We start from the raw sequence: 19,950 nt of genomic DNA on the forward strand, positions 1-19,950 counted from the left end.
CTCGTGGGGCGGGGTTGTATCCGGCCCCTGGTGGCCGCGGTGGGGGGTGGGGGGTGTCGGATCCCCCGGCCCCGGCGCCCCCGCCGCGTCGTGTCCGCGTGCGCGCCGCGCCCGAGGAACGCGGCCGATTATCGCCTCCCTTCATAACCCCAGTGGGGTTACGTTGGGGTTATGCCAAAGATCAATGTCTATCTGCCCGATGAACTGGCCGAGGCGGTCAAGCAGGCGGGCGTACCGGTGTCCGCCGTGTGCCAGCGCGCCCTGGAACAGGCCGTGCGCCGCGTGACCGCCATCCGGGAGACGGTGCTGACCGACCTCGACGACGAACCGACCGGTGCACTGGCGCACTTCACCGCGCGCACGCGCACCGTGCTCACCCTCGCGGTCGAGCGGGCGGAGAGCGCCGGAGCGGCGCGACTGGGAACCGCGCACCTGCTGGCCGCCCTGCTGGACGAGGGCGGCAACCTGGCCCTGCACGTCCTGGGCGCCCTGGAGATCGAGCCGAAGCAGGTCGCACATGACCTGGCTCGCCGGCAGCCCGGAGACCACCGCCCCGTGCCGGCGGACACCGATCCGAGCCGGTTCGACGGCCCCGCGGCCAACGCCGTCGAACTGGCCGTCACCGAGGCGATCGGCCTCGGCCACAACTACGTCGGCTGTGAACACCTGCTGCTCGGTCTGGTCGGTGAACCCGACGGCGCCGCCGGTCAGGTGCTGCGGGCCCTGGGCGCCGACCCCAAGCTCGTGCGCCGCGCCGTCAGCGCCGCGCTGGCCGGCTACGTCCATCTGCGGGCCCAGACCGGGCAGGACCGACCGGCGGTGCCGGCCGACGCCCGAAAGGAGCTCGCCGCGGTCCTCCGCGCGGAACTCGCACCGTTGACCCGGCGCATCGCGCGGCTGGAGGAACACCTCGGACTCGACACCGAGAGCTGACCGCGGTGGCGCCGCGGTGGCAACGGTGCGTCCTCCTCGTCGCCCTCGTCCTGGCGGGAAGCACGTGGTGAAGCCGTGTCGAGCGGGGCCGCGGGTCTTGTGGGACGGGGGCGTCTGCGGTTCCTTGGAGGGATGGCCGAGACAACGGACACCCCCACATCCGTGCCGGACGCCTCCGGCACCCCTCCGCGCAAGTCGAGTTGGCGCTACATCGGACCCGGCATCGTCGTCGCGGCGACCGGCGTCGGCGCCGGCGACCTGGTGGCGACCCTGGTCGCCGGCAGCAACTTCGGATACACCCTGCTCTGGGCCGCGGTCGTCGGCTGCCTGGTCAAGATCTCCCTCGCCGAGGCCGCCGGCCGCTGGCACCTCGCCACCGGACGCACCCTGTTCGACGGCTGGCACAGCCTCGGCCGGTGGACCACCGCGTTCTTCGCCGTGTACGTGGTCGTCTGGGGCTTCGTGTACGGGGCCGCCGCGATGGCCTCCAGCGCGCTGCCGTTGCAGGCGCTCTTCCCGGACGGCTGGTCCCTGCGCACCTGGGGCGTGGTGTGCGGACTGGTGGGGCTCGCCTTCGTCTGGTTCAACCGGTACGCCGTGTTCGAGAAGGCCATGACCGTCCTGGTCGGGGTCATGTTCGTGGTGACGGTGTACCTCGCGGCACGGGTGACCCCGAACCTCGGCGACGCGTTCGCCGGGCTGCTGCCCGTCCTGCCCGACGAGAAGGACGCGGTCCTCAACACGCTCGGCCTGATCGGCGGCGTCGGCGGGACGATCACCCTCGCCGCGTACGGGTACTGGGTCAACGCCAAGGGGTGGACCGGCCCCGGATGGATGAAGGTGATGCGGTTCGACAACCGGGTGGCGTACGCGACCACCGGGGTGTTCGTGATCTCCATGCTGTTCGTGGGCGCCGAACTGCTGCACTCCTCGGGCGTCGCCATCGCCAGCGGCGACCGCGGGCTGCTCGACCTCTCCGAGGTGCTGGAGGACCGCTACGGCACCGCCACCGCCAAGCTGTTCCTCATCGGGTTTTTCGCCACCTCGTTCACCTCGCTGATCGGGGTCTGGCACGGCGTCAGCCTGATGTTCGCGGACTTCGTCGGCCGACTGCGGGAGGGCCCCGCGGGCGGCACCGGCGCGTCGGTGGCCTCCGGTGAACGGCAGCGCTCCTGGGCGTTCCGCGGCTATCTGCTGTGGCTGACGTTCCCGCCGATGGTGCTGCTGTTCCAGGGCCAGCCGTTCCGTCTGGTGATCCTGTACGGGGTGCTGGGCGCCGCGTTCATGCCGTTCCTGTCGCTGACCCTGATCTGGCTGCTCAACTCGTCGCGCACCCCCCGGGAATGGCGCAACGGCCCGCTGAGCAACGCGGTGCTCGGGCTCGCCGGCCTGCTGTTCGTGGTGCTGTGCGTCAAACAGGTGCTGGACCAGCCGTGGGGCGACTTCTTCTGACGGCGCCCCGGCTTCGGCTGACCGGGCGGTGGGCGGTCAGTGCTGCGCCCACCGCTCCGCACGGGCCCGCAGCTCCGGGTCGGCGTCCGCCAGGAGCCGGGCCACCGCCCGCGGTTCCCCGCTTCCGTCACGCGCCATCAGCAGGCGCAGCGCGGCGGCCCTGACGTGGCGGGGCCGCTCGGGCCCGGCCCGGTCCAGGAGCCACTCGGCGGGCAGCCCGCGCGCCCACGGCAGCAGGGCCGTCGTCGTCTCGCGCACGACCCCCGGGGCCGGATCGTCCAGCAGGCGGCGCAGCCGGTCCCCGTGGGCGAGGTCCAGCTCCCGCAGCCCGGCGACCGCCCGGGCCCGTACCGCCGGCGCCGGGTGGGCGAGCAACGGCCACAGCAGCTCCGCGTCCGCCTGCTGGTGGCCCTCCGCCAGTCCGATCACCGCGCCCGGCGCCAGGTCCGGATCGTCGGCTGCCGCGCACCGCGCCCGGTACCACGCCCAGGGGTCGCCGCCGGCCTGCCGCACCACGTATCGGGCGCAGGCCCGCACCACCGACGAGCGGTCGGCGAGGAAGGGCTCCGCCCGCTGCGGTCGGCCGGTGCGGCGCAGGGCGGTCACCCCGGCCGAGCGGCAGCGCGGGTTGCGCGCGGACAGCAGCGGGCCGAGTACGTCCTCGTGGGCGTCGGCGGCGGGGAAGACGTCCGGCAGGGCCACGAGGGCCGCCGTCGCGCACAGGTGCTGGACCACCGGGTCCTCGCCGCGCCGGGCGGCCGTCCGGGCCAACTCGACGGGGTCCAACCGCCCGGTCTCCAGGGCGAGCCGGTACGCGTACCGCCGTACCCCGCGGTCGGGGGAGCCGAACAGGGCCCGGAGCCGGTCGTCGGGCGCCGTGCGCAGCACCCCGTCGAGCAGCCGGAGGCCGAAGGCGCCCCGCTCGCTCCGGCCGACGAGGAACAGCAGCGGTGCGAGGGCGGTGGCCGAGTCGCCGTCGAGGGCCGCTTCCAGGAGTTCCCGGGCCCGGGTGCGTACCGGTTCCGCCCAGTCCGCGCAGCGGATCACCACCAGGGGCAGCAGGGCGGGCCGGGCCTTCGCGGGGTGCAGGGCGGCGGCCCGGACGCGCCCGTTGCGGTGGCAGAGGGCGAGGGCGAGGCGGGAGTCGTCGAGCAGCGCGGTGTCGGCGTCGAGCGGGGCGATCCGCTCCCACTCGGGCCGCGGTCCCTCGGGGCCGTACCAGGTGCACCACCGCGCCCGCTCGTCCAGGGCCAGCCAGTCGTGCGGCTGCGGGTCGGGCAGTGCCTGCGACAGCGGTACGCCCTGCGCCAGCCGTTCGGCGAGAGCGCCGGCGTCGCGGAGGTCCGTCTCCCCACCCATGTCCGTCCCCGTCCCGTGGTCCCGGAGCGAGCGTATTCCGGGGGTCCGGCGGGCGCCGCGGCCGGGGTGGGGACGCACCGCAGCGCCGCCGGGGAACGGCGGCGCTGCGGGCGGGGTTCGCCGTGCAAGTGGGGGTGCACGGCGATCACCCACGGAGGCGGTGTCCCGGGCGGTCACCGGTGTGGGGCCCGGTGACCGCCGACGGTGAGCCCGCTAAGGGAGGCTGCGGACGTGGGGTCCGACCGTGTTGGACCAGGCGTTGCCCGCCGTGGCGTCCCAGTTGATCGACCAGGTCATCGCGCCCCGCAGTGCCGGGTAGGCCCGGGCGGGCTTGAAGGAACCGCAGTTGGTGAGCTTGGTCAGGCAGTCCAGGGCGTTGTTGACGACCGAGGGCGACACGTAGCCGCCGCCCGCCGCGCGGGTCGAGGACGGCAGGCCGATGGCCACCTGCGAGGGGTCGAGACCGTTCTCGACCTGGATGCAGGTCAGCGCGGTGAGGAAGTCCACCGTGCCCTGGCTGTAGACCTTGCCGTCGCAGCCCAGCATGGCGCCGCTGTTGTAGTACTGCGTGTTGACGACGGTCAGGATGTCCTTGATGTTGAGCGCCGTCTTGAAGTACTCACCGGAGGTGGACTGCATGTCGATCGTCTGCGGGGCCATCGCGATGATCAGCGAGGGGCCCACCTTCGCCGACAGGGCGCGCAGCGCCTGCGTCATGTAGGTGGCGTTGAGGCCGTTCTCCAGGTCGATGTCGACCCCGTCGAAGCCGTACGACTGCATCAGTGCGTGCACGGAGTTGGCGAAGGCCGTCGCGGAGGCGGCGTCGTTGACCCGGACGGTGCCGAGTTCGCCGCCGACCGAGATGATGACCTTCTTGCCCGCGGCCTGCTTGGTGCGGATGTCGGCCCGGAACTGGGCGTCGGTGTACCCGCCGAGCTGCGCCGAGTTGAGGTTGAAGGTCACGGCGCCCGGCGTGCTGGTGGCGTCGGCGAAGGCCACGGCGATGATGTCGTAGTTGTCGCTGACCTGGGCCAGGGTCTGCACGGTGGCCTGGTTGTTGAAGTTCTGCCAGTAGCCCGTCACGAAGTGCTTGGGCAGGCCCGGGGTCCCGCCGTCCTTCGCCGTGCGCCCCTTGACGGGCGGCGTGGACTTGCCGGACTCGCCGGCCGCGTTGGTCGCGGTGACCTGGAAGGTGTACTCGGTGTCCACGGCGAGGCCGGTGACGACCGCCGAGGCGCCGGAGACGGACTGCACCTTGACGCCGTCGCGGTAGACGTTGTAGCCGGTCGCGTTGGCGACGGGCTTCCACGACACGTCCAGGGAGCTCTTGGTGGCGCCGCCGACCGCGACGTCGGTCGGGGGCACCGGGATGACGGTCTCCTCGCCGCCCCCGCCGCCGTCCGGACCGAAGACCGAGACGTCGTCGACGAAGTACGCCGCGGCACCGTACCAACCGTGGGTGTAGACGTTGACCGAGGTGGTGTTGGCGCCGGTGGTGAAGCTGGTCGTCAGCTGCTTCCAGCCGGAGGAGTCGGGCGTCCAGGTGGACACGTCGGTGGTGCCGGTGCCGGTCGCGCCGAGGTAGGCGAGGCCGCCCTGCACCCAGGCGCTCAGGGTGTACCGGGAGTTGGGCTTCACGGCGACGGTCTGGCTACACCGGGCGTTGTCGTGGCCCGCGGGGGTCGCCTTCAGCGCGGCGGCGCCGGTACGGGCGGGGGTGGCCACGCTGGAGCCGGTGCCAGACGAGCACGTCCAGTTGGCCAGCCCGGACTCGAAGCCCGGGTTCTTGGCGTTGTTGATGTCCGCGGCGGCGGCGTCGGTCGCCAGCCCGGTGAGGGTCAGGGCGGATGCGGCGAGTACCGCGGACAGGGCTCCGGCCCAGGTCCTGCGGGCGGTGCTGTGGGGACGTCTGACACTGCCCGCGAGCGCGGGCGCGGGGGATCGGCGGTGCACTGGCTGCCTCCGGTGGGGTGGTGGCGAAACGAGTAAGCACGGATCACTGAACGCCGGTGTGGGGGCGTGCTGGAACAGGACGGGAACGTGGGGTCCGGGCGGCTGGCTGTCCGACCGGTGTACGTGGCGCATACGAAACGGTGGCCACCGTCGTTGTCCCAAGTTGGTCCAGACCAATCAGGGTTGTCAAGACCTCTGACGACACCCCGTGCCAGGCAAGAATGTCCCAAAGGGCATGCCGTCAAGGGGTGTTATTTCTGGCTTGAGTTCCTCTTAGGGTTGGCTTAGGGGTCGGTGGGCGGTGTGACGGGCGGTCGCGGACGGGTGACCAGGCGTGTCCCGCGGGAACCCCCTGACGGCCCGTGACCCCCGGCGCCCAGGGGATTCACCGCGCGGAACCAGGGCCTCCGCTTCACCCTGTGTCGATCGAATTCCTACGTGCCGTGAACTCATCTGATGAGATCGGGTGTTGAGCGGGCCACGCCGTGGATATGGTGCAGATGCAGACAGATGCAGGAGTGGCATCACAGTGGTGCGGTGAGGGCGGTCGTGTGACCACGCCGCCGGGAGGAAGCGGGGGTGTGCGGGTGCCGACCGCCATAGCCGTCACCAGTCCCGACCTGGTGCTGCCCGCCCTGGACCGGCACACGCCGTCCGCGGCCGTGCTGCGCTCCGCCGCGCCCGTCGAACGCGGCCGGGGCGAGCGCGCCGCCGGCAAGTCCGCCCGGCAGGGCCGCCCACCGGACGCGTACAGCCTCGAACAGTCCCTGACGGAGATGCACACCCTGATCGAGCACCACGGCTACGTCGTCGTCGTGTGCCCGGCCTCCGCGCCGCCCGCCGTCGCCAGACGGCTGCACACCGTGCGCTCCCTCCTGGAGACCGACCGCATCGCCCTGCTGCGGCCCGACCTGCCGCCGCTCGGCCTCGCCGTCCTCACCCTGCAACTGCGTCAACTCTCCGTGTGCGACTTCAGCCCCGGAGTGCTCGCCTCCGCCGCGCGACTGCTCGCCCACTACATCTACGCCGGAGCGCTCCTCGGCTCCGTCACCCGACTCGACCGGGTCCCCGTCGACCTCAAGACCCACACCAGGTCCTGGGTCCCCGGCTCCCAGTTCGCGGTCCTCGCCACCCCGCAGTCCGAACTCGTCCGGCTCACCGGCACCCAGGGCGCCCCGCACGGCCCGGCCGCCGACGGCGAAGCCCCCGCCCTCACCGGCCCCGCCTTCGCCACCCACCTGTTCACCGCCGCCGGGCAACTCGCCCCCGACTGGGTCACCGACACCCTCGCCCCCGCCTGGCGGGTCCAGGGCGTCACCGAGACCCGGCTGCCCGCCGAGTCCCCGCACTGGTGGGCCACCGGCAAGGTCGTCGAGTTCGCCGCCGCCATCCCCGACATCTCGGTGCTCTACCAACTCGTCTCCTCGGTCCGCCGCGAACACTGCCGCTGGTGCGGACTCGAACTGATCGGCGACCGCTGCGGATTCTGTTCCGCGCCCCTCGCGCCGGCCCCCGAAGCGACCGGGCCCCCACGGACGGCCACCACCCGGGCGGCCCCCGCATTGCGCCGGCCCACCGCGGCCCGGGCCCTCACCGGCGGCCCCGTGTGAGCCGTACCGCCCGGCCCCGCGGCACCCCGGCCCGGCCCCCGCACCACCACCCCGTCCACACGCCCACGTTCCCGATCGAGGTAGTCCGGCCATGAACTCACGCCAGCGCCGTGGCGTCATCCTGCTGGTCCTCTCGGTACTGTGCGCCCTCGGCGCCTTCGCCGGGGTGCTGGCGGTGATCCGCGACGTGAACTCCAAGGTCGGACCCGAAACCACCGCGTACCGCCTGAAGAGCGACGTCGCCCCCTACAAGACCCTGACCAGCAGCCAGTTCGAGAAGGTCAGCATGCCGAAGCGGTGGCTCTCCAAGACCGCCGTCACCGACCTGAACGCCATCCGCGGCAAGATCGCCGTCACCCGGCTGCGCGCCGGCTCCCTGCTCCAACACGACATGATCGTCGAACGGCCGGAACTCTCCGCCGGACAGCAGGAGATCGCCATCATGATCGACGCGGCCACCGGGGTCGCCGGGAAGATCACCCCGGGCGCCACCGTCAACATCTACGCCACCTTCGAGAGCGACGACGAGCGGGCCAAGCACCAGTCCAAGGTCATCGTCGAGAACGCCAAGGTCATCGACGTCGGCAAGCTCACCGCCCTCGACCCCGACCGCCGCGACCGGGCACGCAGCACCAACGAGGCCGTCCCCATCACCTTCGCCCTCGGCACCGCCGACGCCCAACGCATCGCCTACGCAGAGTCCTTCGCCACCCACGTCCGGCTCGCCCTGGTCGCCCCCGGCGGCGCGGACGTCCGGCCCGACGACCGCACGTTCACCCTCGACGAGGACCGCTAGGAGCGCCGCGATGAGCGTCCGTGTGCTGCCCGCCGTGGGGGATCTGGAATCCGCCCGCGCCCTGTCGTCCCTGCTCGGCCAGCTCCCCGACGCCGACCCCGCGATCCCCGTGGCCGACACCACCGCCCTCCTCGACACCCTCGCCCGGCTCGCCGTCGAATCCCTCGACGAACTGCCCGAGGTCGTCCTCGTCCACGAACGCATCGGCCCCGCACCCGTGCCCGAGCTGATCCGCGAGATCGTCCAACGGTTCCCCTCCGTCGGCGTCCTCCTCATCACCTCCGACACCTCCCACGACGTGCTCACCGCCGCCATGGACTCCGGGGTGCGCGGCATCGTCGGCCTGCCCCTCGACTACGACGCCCTCGCCGAACGCGTCCAAGCCGCCGCGACCTGGGCCACCGGCATGCGGCGCCACCTCGGCAGCGGCGACACCCCCTACGGCGGACCCGGCGGCACCGTCATCAGCGTCACCGGAGCCAAGGGCGGCGTCGGCACCACCTTCACCGCCGTGCAACTCGCCCTCGCCGCCCGCGCCGGCGGCCACACCGTCGCCCTGGTCGACCTCGACCTCCAGTCCGGGGACGTCGCCTCCTACCTCGACGTCCAGTTCCGCCGCTCCGTCGCCGACCTCGCCGCCATCCACGACATCAACGCCCGCGTCCTGCACGAAGCGCTCTTCTCCCACGAGAGCGGCCTCTCCCTGCTGCTCGCCCCCGCCGAGGGCGAACGCGGCGAAGAGGTCACCGACCGGGTCGCCCGCCAGGTCGTCGCCGCCCTGCGCAGCCGCTACGAGGTCGTCGTCATCGACTGCGGCACCCAGATGAGCGCCGCGGGCGCCGCCGCCGTCGAACTCTCCGACCGCGCGCTGCTCCTCGTCACCCCCGACGTGATCGCCATCCGGGCCGCCAAACGCATGGTCCGTCTCTGGGACCGGCTCCAGATCCGCAAGGCCGAGGAGACCACCACCGTCATCAACCGCCACGCCCGCGGCACCGAGATCCAGGCGTCACTGGTGGAACGCGTCACCGGCACCCGGGTCGCCCGCACCAGCGTGCCCGCCCACTTCAAGGAACTCCACGCCGTCGTGGACGCCGGCCGGGTCCACGACCTCGACCACAAGTCCACCGTCAAACAGGCCGTGTGGACCCTCGCCGCGGAACTCGGCCTGATGGCCGACGACCCCGCGGACACCGGCCGCAGACGCCGCGGCGGCGACCGCGGCGCGCTGGCCCTGCGCCGCCGCGCGGCCGGCAACGACCGGGGCGCGGTCACCCTCGAATTCGCCGGCATGTTCCCGCTGCTGCTCGCCGTCATCGCCCTCCTGTGGCAGTGCGCGCTGTACGGGTACACCTTCTCGCTCACCGGGAACGCCGCCGACGAGGGCGCCCGGGCCGCGACCGCCGCGGCGGCCTTCGGCGAGGGCGGCGAAGGCGCCTGCGTGGCCGCCGCGAAGCAGCACCTGCCCGCGGCCTGGCAGGGGGCGGACGTCTCCTGCGCCCGGGACGGACTGGTCTGGCGGGCCAGCGTGAGCGCCGAGGTGCCCGTCTTCTTCCCCGGGGTGACCACCGGGTGGACGGTCGACGCGGAGGCCGGGGCGGCCGTCGAAGGCGACGAAGTCGCCGCGGGCGCCGCCCCGTGACCCCCCGCGCAAGGGTGCGCGGGCCCCTGACCGTACGCACGCGGGTGCGACCCGCTGCGCCCGCCCGGACGGGGGCGCCGTCGCCGCCCCCGCTCGCCCGGACACAGACGCGGCATACCGTGCCCGCCCGGACGGGGGCACGGCGTCCCCCGGCCGTGCGCACGGGGTTGCCGTTGCCCTGGCCCGCCCGGACGGCGGTGTCGCGCCCTGCGTCTGCTCGCCCCGCGCCGCAGCCCTCCGCGCCGGCCCGGACGAGGGCACGTCGCGGCGGGTCCGTCCGTACGGGGCTGTGGCGTTCCCGGGCCCTGCGCACGGGGGTCCGGTCCCGCGCGTCCGCCCTCGCGCGGTCGCGGCGCACCGTGCCCGTACGGAAGGCCAGGACGCGGCGGGACGTGCCCGTCCGGGCAGGGGCGGGGCGTCCCCGGGTCCTGCGCACGGCGGTGCGGCGCGCGGGGGCGCCCTCGCCCGGTGTTCCCCGCACGCGCGGGGGTGGTCCCGAGGGTTACGCCGAGTCGACCGGCACCGTGAAGTGCGCCCCGCGCGAGCGGGGACGGACCCACCGGCGGCGAGCAGCACCGCGAGTTCGGCTCGTGCTCCCCGCCCACGCGGGGATGGGACGCCCCGTACCCGTACACATGCGGGTGCGACGCGCCGCCCCCGCCCGCGCGGGGGTGATCCGACCATCGACACAGTGGCCCGCAACGTCGTCGGGTGCTCCCCGCGCGCGCGGGGGTGGTCCGCTGGGCGACGTGCGTTCCACGTGCGCCCCGCGCGAGCGGGGACGGTCCGACGCACCAGGCACGGGAGCCGCAGCGGGCGCTGTGCTCCCCGCCCACGCGGGGGCGGGACGCCCCGTACCCGTACGCGCGGGGGCACCGCGTAGCCCGGGCGTCGGCACCCGACCCCGCGGAACCCCGCCCCGCCGCGTCCTCAAGGACGACCGGGGCGTCAGCGTGCTGGAGTTCGCGGGGTTCCTGCCGATCCTCCTGGTGATCGGCCTCGCCGCCATCCAACTCGGCCTGATCGGCTACGCGGCCGGCCAAGCCGGCTCCGGAGCCCGCGCCGCGGCCCGCGTCACCGCCCAGGGCGGCGACGGGGCAGCCGCGGGCCGCGCCGCGATGGACGGCGGACTCGACGCCGACGTCGACACCGCGGACGACGGCGAACTCTCCCGCGCGACCGCCACCGTGACCGTCCCCGTACTCGTGCCCTTCGTCGGCTCCGGCTGGCAGGTCACCCGAACGGTCACCATGCCCACCGACGACTGACCACCGACACCCGACCACCCTGACCATCCGACCCGCACCACCGCACCGGAACCCGAACGGAAGGAGGAAGAGCCCATGAGCCTGCGCTCCCGACTGGCGGCCACCCCCCAGGAAGCCGGCACGCCACGCGAGGACAGCCACCTCGTCGCCGTCTACCGGGCCAAACTCCTCGAAGAGATCGACCTCGCCGAGATGTCCTCGCTCGCCGCCGCCGACCGCCGGGTCCGGCTGGAACGCGTACTCGGCCACCTGATCAGCCGCGAGGGCCCCGTCCTCTCCACCAGCGAACGCGGCCAACTCATCCGCCGCGTGGTGGACGAGGCCCTGGGCCTCGGCGTCCTCGAACCGCTCCTCGCCGACGCGTCGATCACCGAGATCATGGTCAACGGACCCGACGCCGTCTTCGTGGAACGCGCCGGCCGCGTGGAACAGCTCCCGCTCCGCTTCGCCTCCGACGAACAGCTCATGCAGACCATCGAACGCATCGTCTCCACCGTCAACCGGCGCGTGGACGAGTCCAACCCGATGGTCGACGCCCGACTGCCCACCGGCGAACGCGTCAACGTCATCATCCCCCCGCTGTCCCTCACCGGCCCCACCCTCACCATCCGCCGCTTCCCCCGCGCCTACACCCTCACCGAACTCATCGGCCTGGGCTCCCTCGACGAACAGATGCTGCTGCTCCTGTCCGCGTTCGTCCGCGCCCGCTTCAACGTCATCGTCAGCGGCGGCACCGGCTCCGGGAAGACGACCCTCCTCAACGCCCTGTCCGGACTCATCCCGGACCGCGAACGCATCATCACCATCGAGGACTCCGCGGAACTCCAACTCCAGCAGGAACACGTGATCCGGCTGGAGTCCCGCCCCCCGAACGTCGAGGGCAAGGGCCACATCACCATCCGCGACCTGGTCCGCAACAGCCTGCGCATGCGCCCCGACCGCATCATCGTCGGCGAGGTCCGCGGCGGCGAGACCCTCGACATGCTCCAGGCCATGTCCACCGGCCACGACGGCTCCCTCGCCACCGTCCACGCCAACAGCGCCGAGGACGCCCTGATGCGACTCCAGACCCTCGGCTCCATGTCCGAGGTCCGCATCCCCTTCGAAGCGCTCAAGGACCAGATCAACTCCGCCGTCGACGTCGTCGTGCAACTCGCCCGCCACGCCGACGGCTCCCGCCGCGTGGTCGAGATCGCGCTCCTCGTCTCCCACGGACGCGAACCCCTGCGCATCGCCACCGTCTCCCGCTTCGTCCCCCGGCCCCCCGGCGCCGACCGGATCGTGCACGGCCACTTCGAACACCTGCCCCTGCCCCGCGCCGTAGCGGAGAAGCTGTACGTCGCCAGCGAACCGGTCCCGCCCGCCTTCGGAGTCGCCGCCGAAGGCATCGCCCCACCCCACACCAGGCAGGCCCTCGCATGAACCGACACCCGCGGAGCCCGGCATGAGCGAACTCGCCCTCCTCGCCCTCGGCGCCACCCTGCTGTGCTGCACCCTCGCCATCGCCGGACTGCACAGCTGGGCCACCGGCCGCGCCCAACGCCAAGCCCTCGTCGACCGCCTCTCCGGCGGCCCCGTCCACGGCCCCGCGAGCCGCACCCGACGCTTCGTCGCCGTCGACCGCCGGCTGCGCCACACCCGCCTCGGCCGCGCCATCAGCCTGCGGCTCGCCGCCACCGGACTCGACCTCACCGCCGGCGAGTTCTTCACCTACGCCCTCGCCGGCGTCGTCGGCCTCTGGCTCGTCGCGGCCTCCGCCCTCGCCCCCTTCTTCGGTCCCCTCGCCGCCGCCGTCGGCGTGTGGAGCGCCGTCATCTTCCTCAACTGGCAGCGACAGAAACGCATCGAAGCGTTCATCAACCAGCTCCCCGACGTCGCCCGGCTCCTCGCCAACGCCACCGCCGCCGGACTCGCCCTGCGCACCTCCCTCACCATGGCCGCCGAAGAACTCGAAGCCCCCGCCGGCGAAGAGCTCTCCCTCGTCGCCGACCAACTCACCCTCGGCCGCTCCGTCGACGACGCCCTCGGCGAACTCGCCCGACGACTGCCCTCCCGCGAACTCGTCGTCCTCGTCACCACCCTCGTCCTGTCCAACAAGGCCGGCGGCTCCGTCGTCAGCTCCCTGCGCAACCTCACCCAGACCCTGGAGGACCGCAAGGAGACCCGCCGCGAGGTGCGGACCATGCTGTCCGAGGTCAACGCGACCGCCTTCACCGTCCCCCTGCTCGGCCTGGGCTCGCTGCTCCTGGTCAACTCCTCCAACGAAGGCGCCCTCGCCCGGGTCACCGGCTCCCCGGTCGGCCAGGTCCTGATGCTGATCGCCCTCGGGCTCTACGCGGTCGGATTCTTCGTCATCCGCCGCCTCGGCAAGATCGAAGTGTGAGAGGTTCCCCCCGATGACGATGACGGCCCTGCTGCTCGCCGCGCTCACGGGCGCCGCCGTGTTCGGCGCCCTCTTCGGCATCCGCCTGTACCGCACGGAGACCAAACTCCCCGGCGACCTCGCCCTGGCCCTGGAGGTCGGCGCCACCCGCGTCTCCACCACGGACTCCGCCGTCGACCGCCTCGGCATGCGCTGCGCCCCCCTCGTCCTGCGCCTGATGGGCCCCAAACGCGTCGACGCCAAACGCCGCCGCATCGACCGGGCGGGCAACCCCGGCGGCCTCACCGTCGACCGGTACGCGGCCCGCCGCGCCGTCTACGGGGTGTTCGGCGTCGTCCTCGGACTCGTCTTCCTCAACAACGCACAACCCCTGTTCGCCGCCCTCACCCTCGCCTTCGGCCTGTTCGCCGCCGACGCCCTCATCTGGCAGGCCGTCCGGGAACGCCGCGCCGTCATCGACCGCACCCTCCCCGACTTCCTCGACGTCCTCGCCGTCGTCGTCTCCGCCGGCCTCGGCTTCCGCCAGGCACTCGACCGGGTCGCCGAACGGTACGAAGGCCCCTGGGCCGACGAACTGCGCATCACCCTCCGCCAGATGGACATGGGCGTCAGCCGCCGCCAGGCCTTCGACGAACTGCGCCGCCGCAACGACTCCGAACAGGTCGCCCAGTTCGTCTCCGCCCTCCAACAGGGCGAGGAACTCGGCTCCCCGATCGCCGAGACCCTCATCCAGATCGCCGGCGACATGCGCCGCACCGACGCCCAGAACGCCCGCCGCCGCGCCGCGAAGACCATCCCCAAGGCCACCGTGGTGACCCTGGTGTTCATGCTGCCCGCCACGATGATCCTCATCGCCACCGGCATGTTCCTCGGCTCCGGCAGCGACTTCGGCTCCATCCTGGGGCGCTGATGCGACCCACCCCCGACCCCGCACCCCGCACGGCGTCGCCCCAGCGCTTACGGGCACGGCTCGCCCGCGCGCTCCACCGCGGACGCCGCACCGGCTCCCCGCTCGCCACCCGGCCCGGACCCTGGCCCTCCGCCATCGAGGACGACGCGCCCGCGCCCAGCCTCCGCATCCAGCTCAGCGCCCTCCAGGCCCTGTGCCGCCAGGTCTTCGGCGCCCGCCTCGCCATGATCGCGATCGGGGTGCCCTTCGCCATGGCCGGCGCCGCCGACGGCGCCCCCCGGTACGCCGTCCTCGCCGCCAGCATCGCCGGCTTCATGAGCTCCTACGCGATGCTCCGCGACTGGGAACGCTTCGGCCCCCGCGTCCTCGCCCACCCCACCCTGATGGGGGCGGACCTCCTCGTCGGCTCGATACTCCTGCTCACCGCGTCCCCCGCCTCCCCCCTCGGCTACGTCGCCGTCTGCACCCCCCTGCTGTCGGGACTGCTGTACGGCTGGCGCGGCGCCGGCGTCTTCACCGGCCTCCAGATCGTCGCGCTGCTCACCGCGTACCGCGCCTGGGAACACCGCCCCGGCACCGGGCCCAGCACCGCCCTGCTCGCCGGGTTCTGCGTCGCCGCCGGCATCATCGGCGTGACCCTGCGCAACCTGATGTTCCGGTTCGGCGCCGCCACCCGGGCCCTCGCCGAAGCCAACGCCGACCTCGCCGTCCGGGACGCCGTGGAATCCGAACGCGCCCGCCTCGCCCGCGAGATGCACGACTCCGTCGCCAAGACCCTGCACGGCCTGGCCCTGTCCGCCGAAGCCCTGGCCACCGGGGCGGACCGGGTGGACCCCCACGTCCTGCGGGCCCGCGCCGACGAGGTCGCCCAGGCCGCCCGCCGCGCCGCCACCGAGTCCCGCACCCTGCTGCGCGACCTCCGCGGCACCGAGCCCCACCCCCCGCCCACCGATCTGCTCGTCGAACTGGACGCCGTCGTCACCGACTTCCGCGCCCGCGCCGGCACGCCCGCCGCCCTGCGCGCCGAGCGGGCCCCCGCAACGACGTTCACCGCCCCGGCGTCCGTGGCCCGTGAAACGGCCACCATCGTGGGCGAGGCCCTGGAGAACGCGCACCGACACGCACGCGCCTCCCACCTCACCGTCACCGTCACCGGCGACGCCCGAACCCTGACGGTCACCGTCACCGACGACGGCAACGGCATCCCTGGCGCCGCCCTCGGCACCCTCGCCCCCGGATCGCCACGACTCGCCGCACTACGGGCCCGGGGCCGGTTCGGCCTGCTCGGCATGGTCGAACGCGCCGCCGCCCTCGACGCCACCCTGACGATCACCCCGGCGGACCCCCGCCCGACCGCCCGGACCCCCGGCACCCGCGTCCGCCTGACCGTCCCCCGGTCCACCCCGCCGACACGGCACCCCGCGCACCGCAACCGTCCCGTCCCCTCCCTCCTCCCGGAGGCTGACCATGCCCCCTGAGCCGCCAACCCTGCGGGTCGTCGTCACCGACGACAACCCGGTCGTCCGGGCCGGACTCGCCGCCCTCCTCGGCACCGGCCCCGGCCTCACCGTCGTCGCGGAGGCCACGAACGGCGCGGAAGCCCTGACCGCGGTCCGACGGCACCGCCCCGACGTGGTCCTGCTCGACGTCCGCATGCCCGGCACGGACGGTCTCACCGCGCTCCCCGGACTCGCCCGCCTGGCACCGGTCCTGATGCTCACCTACAGCGCGGAACCCGAAACGGTCCGCGCGGCGCGTCGACTCGGCGCCCGCGGGTACCTGGTGCACGGGGAGTTCACCACGGACGAACTCCTCCTGGCGGTACGGAGAACGGCGGACGGACTCGGCACCTGCACCCCGTCGGCACGGGACGTGTGGTCCACGACGGGGCCTCCCACGGGGCCGGACGTCTCGGATCACCCGACCCGTCAGCCCGGATCACCCCAACCTGCTTCGCAGGTGCAACGCTTTGTGGGAGAGTCGTGGTGGAACCGTGAGGGTCGCCCCCGCGAGCAACGCGGCGGCGGGCGCGGTCCGTTCGCTTTCGGTCTCAGTTCCAGGGAGGTGGAGGTCATGGATCTCATCGCGTCCGGCATGAACAACCAACAGATCGCCGCCACCTGTTTCATCAGCGAGAAGACCGTCAAGAACCACATCAACCGGATCTTCGCGAAGCTACAGAGCGGGAGCCGGAGCGAAGCGATCGCCCACTGGCTCGGAACCGCCCCGCCCTCCCTACGGGAAGGGTGGTCCCGTTGACCCCCTCACCTGCGAGTTGGGCCCCAGGGCCCACGAGCCCGACCGCCCCCGTCCCGTACCTTTCCGTAGTCGGACGTGCACGGCACCCGGACGGAAGGACCCACGATGAGGACTCGCCTGACCACCTGGCGCCACCGCACCCTGACCCACCTACGGGGCCCCGCACGCGACCGCGGCGCCGGTTTCGTGGAGTACGCCGGCCTACTGATCATCATCGCGGGAATCTTCACCCTGATCGACGGACTCGGTCTGGACGGCATGATCTCGGACCGCATCTTGAAGGCGGTGAACGACGTCATCGGAGGTTGATCGGCTCCGAAACGGGCCGAGCAGACCGAGGGCAAACCCTTCCGATCTATATTTGGCTCTCGGCGATTTCGCTATTCGCTGCACTTGCTTTCTTCGCCTTCGCGCAGGCGGCTTCTGCTCGCAATGGTGCACAGTCGGCGGCCGATGCGGCCGCGCTGGCTGCGGTTCAGGCATCCCGTGATGAACTACTCAGCGGCTTGGAAATCGCCATTGGTGGCGATGAGGACTGGATGGATTGGCTCACCGGAGACGTCCTCGATGGCGGTGGAGCGCTTACCGCAGCAGAGCAGTTTGCCGGCGAGAACGATGCAACTGTGACGGGATTCGGTTCGACCGTAGTGAACGGGTATCCGGGATTTCAGGTGGAAATCGAAACCAACTACGCGGTTGGAGACTCGATCATTCCGGGCACGGAGTCCCTGAGAGCCCTAGCCAAAGCTACGGCAGTCCTGAAGCCCCGCTGTGAGTTGCCTCCGAACGTTGACCTCGGTGGCATCGTTGAACTCGACTGTGATGGCAATCCGATTGTTGTCGATCCCGACGAATTTCGGCCAGGTGACCTGCCTGACGCGTCTGTTCTGTTCTCCGTGCATCTGGCCGAATGAAAGGGATTCCTACTCATGAACCTCCGGCGCGACAGGACCGGTCAAAGAACTCTGATGTCAGTGGTGGCTGCCGCTGTTCTGTTCTTTGCTGCGAGCGGCTGCGGTGGGGATAGCCAGGATGGAGATGGAAAGCAGGGACAAGACCCGTCTGCTGCTGTTTCTTCGGGCAGGGAGAACGAAGAGCGCGCTGCCGATGAGTCTCCAGCCACGGCTCCTGACAGTCAGAAACTGTCCGAGGTCAAAGGCGGAGGCTTGACACTTACCGTCACGTCTGCGGTGCGCAGTGAAGGTGGATTCGTCACAGTGCAGGGGACGGTGTCCAACGGCTCTGGCCAACCGTGGTCCGCTGGGGAGTGGCGTGGCGACGAGAGCGAACTGGCCAAGAACGGCGGTTCCATCGCTGGCGCTAGCCTGGTGGACAACACTGGAAAGAAGAAGTACCTCGTCCTCCGTGACACGGAGGGGCGCTGCCTGTGCACCCGTTTCACAGGGGGAGTCCTGTCCGGCGACACCGCCGAGTGGTTCGCTCAGTTCCCCGCCCCCCCCGAAGGCACGACGAAGGTCGACTTCCAAGTGGGCTCCATGCCCCCCGCATCCATCGAGATCAGCGAGGGCGAATAGCCGATGACCGACTCCGCCCCCACCCCCGGAGCCCCGCTGAACGTCCCCGACCGCGCCCCGCGCCAGATGCCCCGCACCCGTGCGATCGCCGCACCCGTGACGCTCGTCGCCCTCCTTTCCCTCCTCGTCACGGGAGCCCCGGCCGAAGCCGCCCCGAGCGACCCCAGCACCCCCCCGGGCAGCGTCTCGGACGGGGGACCCGCGCCCGAGGTGGACCCCGAGAGCCCGGGCCTGCGTCTCGCCGACGGGGCCAGCCTCGCGCCCGCCAAGGTGCTGGACATCAAGTCGGTGGTCGAGGAAATGGGCGGCGAGGAGCGGCGCGAGGACACCAACACGGAGGTGAAGTTCGCCCTCCAGGCCGAAGTGCTGTTCCCCAAGAACAGCCCGAAGCTGAACCCGGAGGCGCTGTCCCGGATCAAGGCGATCGCGGACGAGATCAGGAAGCTGAAGGCGACGAACATCAGGGTCTTCGGCTTCACCGACGACCTCGGCTCCTACGAGCACGGCAAGCTGCTCAGCAAGCGCCGCGCCGACTCCGTCCACGACGCGCTCGCCGCCGACCTGGGCCCCGAGGTCACCTACGAGGTGCGCGGGTACAGCGAGGACTATCCGATCGCCGACAACTCCTCGGAGCAGGGGCGGCGGAAGAACCGACGCGTCGAGGTGTCCTTCCCCCGCGGCGGGGCGGCGGCCGAGCCGAGCCGCGGCGGTGACGAGGCCGCGGGTTCGGCGGCCCCCTGAGGCAGCCGGGCCCGGATGTCCCACCAGGCCGTTCGGATGTCCCTTCCGGGGGGCATCGAGCGGCCCGTCCCGTCCCTGCTCGGGAAACGAACGTGCCCGCACTCCGGACCGGCAGTACTGTCGTTCGGGTAAGTGATGAGCTGTCGTGAGGAGTTGACCATGGGCAAGGGCCCGTACATCTGCGGTCTCGACGCGGCGGTCGACGTCGTCGGCGGCAAGTGGAAACCGCTGATCCTGTGGGCCCTGGACGACGCCGAGGGGCCGCTCCGGTTCGGTGAGCTGCGTCGCCAGGTGCCGGGGGTCAGCGAGAAGATGCTGATCCAGCAGCTGAGGGAGTTGGAGGCGGACGGGGTGGTGGACCGTGAGGTCTTCCCGGAGGTTCCGCCCCGGGTCGAGTACTCGCTCACGGAGATCGGGTCCCAGCTGAACTCCGCGCTGGGCCCGCTCGGCGAGTGGGGCGGTCGGAACATGTCCGCGATCGTCGCCCGCAAGCACCCCGAGTACGCGGCGTCCCTCCGCTCCGGAGCCGTCCAGCCCGCCGCCGGCGGGGCTCCCCCCGCCGAGCCCGCCCCGCGGGTCGCCGCGGCGGGGAACCCGGACACGGACATCGACGTCGACCACCCGCGCGCACCCCGGGTGCTGCGTGCTCCCGGTACCGGCCGTACGCAGAGCGGTAGCCGTGCTGCCCGTCCGATGCGGGGCGTCGAGGAAGCCTGACGGGTACGGACGGCGGGTCGGTGGGGGCCGTCGGTACGACCCGGCCGGCCCTTCCCGAGCGACGTTCTCCACATCGTTATCGGGTGTGGCTCGATCCGCAGGTAAAGATAGCGTAAGTTCAGACCAAGGTAATTCGCGTGAGCAAAGCTGCGCGGGCGGCACCGCGCAGTGGAGGGGGCTGCGCGGTGCCGTGTAGCTTCCGGCACCGGAGCCGCCGCCCGGGTTCCCGCTCCGCGCCCGAGCCCTCGTTCCGCGCCCGGCTTCCCGCCCCGGTTCCCGCTCCGCCACTCGTCTCCGGCGTCAACCTCACGCCTCGGGCCCCCTCGCCCCGGAGAGGGACGGCCGCACCGGGCCGCCGTCCGTCGACCGCCACGCCGCGCCGAGCGCCACAA

General features: G+C 72.4%; 17 protein-coding genes and 1 pseudogene. 16 read left to right on the top strand and 2 right to left on the bottom strand.

What is annotated here, in order from left to right:
- Nucleotides 1-171 precede the first annotated feature (171 nt).
- Nucleotides 172-933, top strand: coding sequence for a Clp protease N-terminal domain-containing protein (locus ACFWIA_RS28300; protein WP_387009891.1), 762 nt, complete (start codon nt 172-174; stop codon nt 931-933).
- A 132-nt stretch (nt 934-1,065) separates the two neighbouring features.
- On the top strand, nt 1,066-2,385 hold the full coding sequence (locus tag ACFWIA_RS28305) for an Nramp family divalent metal transporter (RefSeq protein ID WP_387009893.1): 1,320 nt from the start codon (nt 1,066-1,068) through the stop codon (nt 2,383-2,385).
- A gap of 36 nt (nt 2,386-2,421) precedes the next feature.
- On the opposite strand, the gene ACFWIA_RS28310 is transcribed toward ACFWIA_RS28305, so the two are convergent.
- Together ACFWIA_RS28310 and ACFWIA_RS28315 are read right to left on the bottom strand one after the other, a co-directional pair.
- A complete protein-coding gene (locus ACFWIA_RS28310) occupies nt 2,422-3,744 on the bottom strand; it encodes a hypothetical protein (protein ID WP_387009894.1) in 1,323 nt (440 codons plus the stop codon).
- 213 nt (nt 3,745-3,957) lie between these two features.
- Entirely contained in the window at nt 3,958-5,697 is a 1,740-nt protein-coding gene (locus tag ACFWIA_RS28315; RefSeq protein ID WP_387009896.1) for a chitinase, read from the bottom strand.
- A gap of 581 nt (nt 5,698-6,278) precedes the next feature.
- On the opposite strand from ACFWIA_RS28315, the gene ACFWIA_RS28320 reads away from it, so the two are divergent.
- The 14 genes and pseudogenes from ACFWIA_RS28320 to ACFWIA_RS28385 all read left to right on the top strand — a co-directional run.
- The gene (locus ACFWIA_RS28320; protein ID WP_387009898.1) at nt 6,279-7,307 is read left to right on the top strand and encodes a hypothetical protein; all 1,029 of its coding nucleotides are present in this window, start codon (nt 6,279-6,281) and stop codon (nt 7,305-7,307) included.
- Nucleotides 7,308-7,398: 91 nt separating this feature from the next.
- Entirely contained in the window at nt 7,399-8,103 is a 705-nt protein-coding gene (gene cpaB, locus ACFWIA_RS28325; protein WP_387009900.1) for a Flp pilus assembly protein CpaB, read from the top strand.
- A gap of 10 nt (nt 8,104-8,113) precedes the next feature.
- Nucleotides 8,114-9,745 carry a CpaE family protein gene (locus tag ACFWIA_RS28330; protein WP_387009902.1) on the top strand — a complete coding sequence of 544 codons (1,632 nt, stop codon included), beginning with the start codon at nt 8,114-8,116 and terminating at the stop codon, nt 9,743-9,745.
- 953 nt (nt 9,746-10,698) lie between these two features.
- On the top strand, nt 10,699-11,013 hold the full coding sequence (locus tag ACFWIA_RS28335) for a TadE/TadG family type IV pilus assembly protein (protein WP_387009967.1): 315 nt from the start codon (nt 10,699-10,701) through the stop codon (nt 11,011-11,013).
- Between the two features lie 75 nt (nt 11,014-11,088).
- Nucleotides 11,089-12,435 (top strand): CpaF family protein, encoded by a 1,347-nt coding sequence (locus tag ACFWIA_RS28340; RefSeq protein ID WP_387009904.1) that lies wholly within the window; start codon nt 11,089-11,091, stop codon nt 12,433-12,435.
- Between the two features lie 22 nt (nt 12,436-12,457).
- On the top strand, nt 12,458-13,396 hold the full coding sequence (locus ACFWIA_RS28345) for a type II secretion system F family protein (protein ID WP_387009906.1): 939 nt from the start codon (nt 12,458-12,460) through the stop codon (nt 13,394-13,396).
- A 19-nt stretch (nt 13,397-13,415) separates the two neighbouring features.
- The gene (locus ACFWIA_RS28350; RefSeq protein WP_385755432.1) at nt 13,416-14,306 is read left to right on the top strand and encodes a DUF5936 domain-containing protein; all 891 of its coding nucleotides are present in this window, start codon (nt 13,416-13,418) and stop codon (nt 14,304-14,306) included.
- A complete protein-coding gene (locus ACFWIA_RS28355) occupies nt 14,306-15,784 on the top strand; it encodes a sensor histidine kinase (protein ID WP_387009908.1) in 1,479 nt (492 codons plus the stop codon). The genes ACFWIA_RS28350 and ACFWIA_RS28355 overlap by 1 nt, the downstream gene beginning before the upstream one ends.
- Complete coding sequence (locus tag ACFWIA_RS28360) at nt 15,774-16,565, top strand: response regulator (protein WP_387009910.1); 792 nt, start codon at nt 15,774-15,776, stop codon at nt 16,563-16,565. Before ACFWIA_RS28355 ends, ACFWIA_RS28360 begins: the two co-directional genes overlap by 11 nt.
- A gap of 105 nt (nt 16,566-16,670) precedes the next feature.
- Nucleotides 16,671-16,874 carry a hypothetical protein gene (locus ACFWIA_RS28365; protein ID WP_385755420.1) on the top strand — a complete coding sequence of 68 codons (204 nt, stop codon included), beginning with the start codon at nt 16,671-16,673 and terminating at the stop codon, nt 16,872-16,874.
- Entirely contained in the window at nt 16,871-17,479 is a 609-nt protein-coding gene (locus tag ACFWIA_RS28370) for a pilus assembly protein TadG-related protein (RefSeq protein ID WP_387009912.1), read from the top strand. The genes ACFWIA_RS28365 and ACFWIA_RS28370 overlap by 4 nt, the downstream gene beginning before the upstream one ends.
- Before the next feature lie 15 nt (nt 17,480-17,494).
- Nucleotides 17,495-18,100 carry a hypothetical protein gene (locus ACFWIA_RS28375; protein WP_387009914.1) on the top strand — a complete coding sequence of 202 codons (606 nt, stop codon included), beginning with the start codon at nt 17,495-17,497 and terminating at the stop codon, nt 18,098-18,100.
- Between the two features lie 66 nt (nt 18,101-18,166).
- Nucleotides 18,167-18,841 carry an OmpA family protein gene (locus tag ACFWIA_RS28380; protein WP_387009969.1) on the top strand — a complete coding sequence of 225 codons (675 nt, stop codon included), beginning with the start codon at nt 18,167-18,169 and terminating at the stop codon, nt 18,839-18,841.
- A gap of 159 nt (nt 18,842-19,000) precedes the next feature.
- Nucleotides 19,001-19,333 (top strand): annotated as a pseudogene (locus ACFWIA_RS28385) (winged helix-turn-helix transcriptional regulator); the annotation flags it as partial.
- Between the last annotated feature and the right edge of the window lie 617 nt (nt 19,334-19,950).

The sequence above is a fragment of the Streptomyces sp. NPDC127068 genome, assembly GCF_042724695.1.
Classification (GTDB): Bacteria; Actinomycetota; Actinomycetes; order Streptomycetales; family Streptomycetaceae; genus Streptomyces.